This window comes from Mesorhizobium sp. M2A.F.Ca.ET.039.01.1.1 (assembly GCF_003998035.1).
In the GTDB taxonomy this organism is placed as follows: Bacteria; Pseudomonadota; Alphaproteobacteria; order Rhizobiales; family Rhizobiaceae; genus Mesorhizobium.
Window position 1 is genome coordinate 1 of record NZ_RZRY01000516.1, and the last position, 4,584, is coordinate 4,584.

6 protein-coding genes are annotated in these 4,584 nt (G+C 65.7%); 4 read left to right on the forward strand and 2 right to left on the reverse strand.

Annotated elements, in window-relative coordinates:
- A partial coding sequence (locus EOA24_RS28180; protein WP_245501869.1) for a hypothetical protein occupies positions 1 to 396 on the reverse strand: 396 nt, incomplete at its 3' end.
- Positions 397 to 592: 196 nt separating this feature from the next.
- The gene (locus tag EOA24_RS28185; RefSeq protein ID WP_245491142.1) at positions 593 to 946 is read right to left on the reverse strand and encodes a VOC family protein; all 354 of its coding nucleotides are present in this window, start codon (positions 944 to 946) and stop codon (positions 593 to 595) included.
- 209 nt (positions 947 to 1,155) lie between these two features.
- On the opposite strand from EOA24_RS28185, the gene EOA24_RS28190 reads away from it, so the two are divergent.
- From EOA24_RS28190 to mtaB, 4 genes are all read left to right on the forward strand, one after another.
- On the forward strand, positions 1,156 to 2,163 hold the full coding sequence (locus EOA24_RS28190) for an MBL fold metallo-hydrolase (RefSeq protein ID WP_127257285.1): 1,008 nt from the start codon (positions 1,156 to 1,158) through the stop codon (positions 2,161 to 2,163).
- Between the two features lie 61 nt (positions 2,164 to 2,224).
- Positions 2,225 to 2,386: a DUF1328 family protein gene (locus tag EOA24_RS28195; RefSeq protein ID WP_126063645.1), complete on the forward strand. Its 162-nt coding sequence runs from the start codon at positions 2,225 to 2,227 to the stop codon at positions 2,384 to 2,386.
- Between the two features lie 176 nt (positions 2,387 to 2,562).
- Entirely contained in the window at positions 2,563 to 3,447 is an 885-nt protein-coding gene (dapF, locus tag EOA24_RS28200) for a diaminopimelate epimerase (RefSeq protein ID WP_126080446.1), read from the forward strand.
- Positions 3,447 to 4,584: tRNA (N(6)-L-threonylcarbamoyladenosine(37)-C(2))-methylthiotransferase MtaB (gene mtaB / locus EOA24_RS28205; RefSeq protein WP_127410298.1), on the forward strand; the 1,138-nt coding region annotated here is incomplete at its 3' end. The genes dapF and mtaB, both read left to right, overlap by 1 nt.

Here is a 4,584-nt window from a genome sequence, read left to right on the forward strand (position 1 = left end):
GTGCAGCGGACCGGCGCGGTAGCCGGCGCCGAACTTGGTCTGCGGCGTTGCCACCTTGCAGCTCTGCCCGGAGACATTGACGTTCCACACGCCGGCGACGCTGGCCGCGGTGAGATCGGTGGCGCCGGCGGGCGCCGTGCCGTCCGGCGGCAGCGAAGCGACTTGGGTGTTCTTCGGCGCGGTCGGGAATTGCGACGGATCGGTGGTGCCGGGAGCGGCCGGCGGCGGCAGCTGATTCTGCGTCACCGTGCCGGACGGCGCCGGCGTCAGCGGCGCCGGCTGCTGGTCGTCCATCGAGGAGAAGCGCGAGGTCGAGCAGCCGCTCGCAACCAGCGCGGCCAGCGACATGGCCACGAGGCCGCTCCGCGAAAAGGGGCGGGTCATCGAAAAATTCATCAAAACCTCCGTCGGATCCGGCCGGGGGGAGCCGTCCGCGTAATCTTCGCTCCACCAAGATGGCGAAGGTGGCAGAATTTCAACCCGATATGGTTAAAATAGGGTTTTCGAGTCGGATGTTGCAAATTTATCGCAGCAAGCGGACGGCGCCGGAGCGGCGTTTGACTTGGTCATTCAAGCCATTGAACTTACGGCATTAAATCCGGGCGCTCGGCACGAACACATAGCCGTCCGGGCCAACGATGTAGCATTCGCGCAGGCCATGCGGCTTATCGATGGAGCCGGCCAGCACGATATGGCCGAGCGCCGCCGCCTTTTTCTCGATCCGATCCGGATCGGCGCCGTAAAGGCGCAATTCGATGCCGGCGCCGCGCGTCTCGGCACCCGAAGTGACCCCGGTCATCGGATTGTCGAGGTAGGAATGGTCGGCATGCAGCATGAAGACCGAGCCCAGGAGCTCGATCGCCGCGAAATCCTCGTCGGCGTAGATGATCCTGGCCCCGAGCACGTCGCGGCAAAAGGCCTCCATCGCCGCCATGTCGGTGACCAAAGATTGACGCCCAGCCCAAGCGGCAGCGAGCGGCCGAAATCCTCGGCCTTCATCCACGGTGTCCCGGTTCGCTTCATGACCATGATCATCGCGCCTCGCTCCCGATCCTAGATGAACCGGGCTTCGCCCATTGGCATTCGCCAGCAAAATGCTTGCGCCAGGCAGGCGCTTCCTTATCTCAGGAAGGGGTCGAGCCGGCGGGAGAGTGAATGGCCGCGAGAAAAAGAACCGCCAACCGCTATTACAGCGGCCCGCATAGCGATCATTTCGACGGCGCCTTGTTCTTCAACCCCGGCGGCAAGCCCCCAGGGCGCTTCAGCGATCTCCTCAGATGGCAAATCAGCGGCAAGCGGGCGAGATGGCCGGCCGCCGTTCCGAGTCCTCACCCGCCGGCAAAGCCGGTGCGTCGCGTGGATGGAGGCGCGCTCAGGCTCACAATGGTCGGCCACGCGTCATTGCTTATCCAGACCGCCGGCCTGAATATCCTGACCGATCCGGTCTGGTCGGAGCGCGCCTCGCCCTTCGCCTTCGCCGGCCCCAGAAGAGTCAATGCGCCGGGCATCGCCTTTGCCGACCTGCCGCCGATCGACCTGGTCCTGATCAGCCACAACCACTACGACCATCTCGACCTCGCCACGCTGAGGCGGCTGAAGGAGAATCACGACGCACGCATCATCACGCCACTCGGCAACGACGCCATCATCCACCGCGCCGTGCCCGGCATGCGGCTCAGCGCGCATGATTGGGGCGACAGGATCGACGCTGGGGTCGCCGCCATCCATGTCGAGCCGGCGCATCATTGGTCGGCGCGCGGCGGACGCGACCGCCGCATGGCGCTTTGGGCTGGCTTTCTCATCGAAACGGCGGGCGGCAACATCTATTTCGCCGGCGACACCGGCTTCCATGACGGCATCAACTACCGGCTGATGGCACAGAAGCATGGCGGCTTTCGCCTCGCCATCCTGCCGATCGGCGCCTATGAGCCGCGCTGGTTCATGGCGCCGCAGCACCAGAATCCGGAGGAGGCCGTGCAGGGCATGAAGCTCTGCAACGCGGCTCACGCCGCAGGCTGCCACTGGGGCACGTTCCACCTCACCGACGAGCCGGTCGAGGAGCCGGCGCAAAAACTGGCCGAGGCGCTCGAGGCGCACGGCCTGCCGCAGGAGCGTTTTCGCGCCATGCGTCCTGGCGAGGTGTGGGACATACCGGCTGTCTGACGAAGGAACCCCAACCGGCGAAAAGCGTTGGTTTCGCGACGCAATTTCGCCGGAGCTTCCCATGATCAGGTGGATCATCATTCTTCTCATCATTGCCGCCGCCGCGAGCCTGCTCGGCATGCCGGCGCTGGCCGGAGCGGCTGCCACGGGAGCGCGCGTCCTCATCGGCATCGTGCTGGTCATCTTCCTGCTGATCGTGCTCGGCGTCTTCGCGGTAACTTAAGCGCGACCGCCAGGTCGTCGCGGCGCGACCGCCAGGTCGTCGCGGCGCGACCACTTGGTCGTCGCCGGCGCGACGTTTCGCGGTGACCGAGACAAGAGCCGGACTGGTAATTCCCGCCCGTTTCCGCCATATAGCGGCCAAACGGATTGGCCAAACGGATTGGAATGACCGGTTAGATGGCAGGCACCGCCCCCTTCGCCAAGATGAACGGCATCGGCAACGAGATCATCGTTGCCGATATGCGTGGCCGTGCCGACAGGGTCACGCCGGCCGCGGCGATCGCGCTTAATGCCGACGCCGCGACCAAGTTCGACCAGATCATGGCGATCCATGACGCCCGCACGCCGGGCACCGCTTATTATATCGACATTCTGAATTCCGATGGCACCAGCGCCCAGGCCTGCGGCAACGGCACGCGCTGTGTCGTCCAGGCCTTGGCCGCCGAGACCGGCCAGAAGAGCTTCACCTTCGAGACCCGCGCCGGCATCCTGAATGCTCAGGAGCACGCGAACGGTCTGATCTCGGTCGACATGGGCAAGCCGCGCTTTGGCTGGCAGGAGATCCCCCTGGCGGAAGAGTTCCGCGACACCCGCATGATCGAATTGCAGATCGGGCCGATCGACGCGCCGGTGCTGCATTCGCCCTCGGCGGTGTCTATGGGCAATCCGCATGCGATCTTCTGGGTCGACAACGACGTCTGGTCCTACGAGCTCGACCGCTTCGGCCCGCTGCTCGAGAACCATCCGATCTTCCCCGAGCGCGCCAACATCACCATTGCCCAGGTGACGTCGCCTCAAACCATGATCATCCGCACCTGGGAGCGCGGCGCCGGCCTTACCAAGGCCTGCGGCTCGGCGGCCTGCGCCGCCGTGGTGGCCGCCGCCCGCACCAAGCGCACCGGCCGCAGCGTCTCGCTGCTGACGCCGGGCGGCGGCGAATTGCATGTCGAATGGCGCGACGACGACCACGTCATCCTGACGGGTGCCGCCGAATGGGAATTCTCCGGCAGCTTCGATCCCTCGACCGGGGCCTGGGCCCGCGACACCGAAAGCGCCGCCTGATGTCCGCCCTTGAGAAAGGCGCGGTCACCAACGGTATCGACGTCGTCACCTTCGGCTGCCGCCTCAACACCTATGAATCGGAAGTGATGCGCCGCGAGGCCGAGAGCGCCGGTCTCGGCGCGCTCCAGGGCGGCGCCGTCATCTTCAACACCTGCGCCGTCACGGCGGAGGCGGTGCGCCAGGCCAAGCAGGCGATCCGCAAGGCGCGCCGCGAGAACCCTTCAGCTCGCATCATCGTCACCGGCTGCGCGGCGCAGACCGAGCCGCAGAACTTCGCCGCCATGGACGAGGTCGACCTCGTGCTTGGCAATGAGGAGAAGCTCAAGGCGAACTCCTACCGCGCACTGCCCGATTTTGGCGTCAACGACACCGAGAAGGCGCGCGTCAACGACATTTTCTCGGTGCGCGAGACGGCGAGCCACATGGTCGACGCCATCGAAGGCCGCGCGCGCGCCTTCGTGCAGGTGCAGAACGGCTGCGACCATCGCTGCACCTTCTGCATCATCCCCTATGGCCGCGGCAATTCGCGTTCCGTGCCGATGGGCGCCGTGGTCGAGCAGGTCAAGCGCCTTGCCGGCAACGGCTATGCCGAGATCGTGCTTTCCGGCGTCGACATGACCAGCTTCGGCGCCGACCTGCCGGGCAGCCCTAAGCTCGGCAAACTGGTGAAGACCATTCTGCGCCAGGTACCGGATGTTAAGCGGCTCAGGCTGTCCTCGATCGATTCCATCGAGGCCGACGACGACCTGCTCGACGCAATCGCCACTGAACAGAGGCTGATGCCGCATCTGCACCTGTCGCTGCAATCGGGCGACGACATGATCCTGAAGCGCATGAAGCGCCGCCATCTGCGCGACCAGTCGATCCGCTTCTGCGAGGACGTGCGCAAGCTGCGTCCTGAAATCGTCTTCGGCGCCGACATCATCGCCGGCTTCCCGACCGAGACCGAGGCTATGTTCGAGAATTCGGAGAAGATCGTCGAGGAGTGCGGGCTGACGCATCTGCACGTCTTTCCGTTCAGCCCGCGCGAAGGCACGCCCGCGGCGCGCATGCCGCAGGTCCGCCGCGAGGTGGTGAAGCAGCGCGCCGCGCGACTGCGCGCCGCCGGCGAGGCCGCTTATCGCCGTCATCTGACCT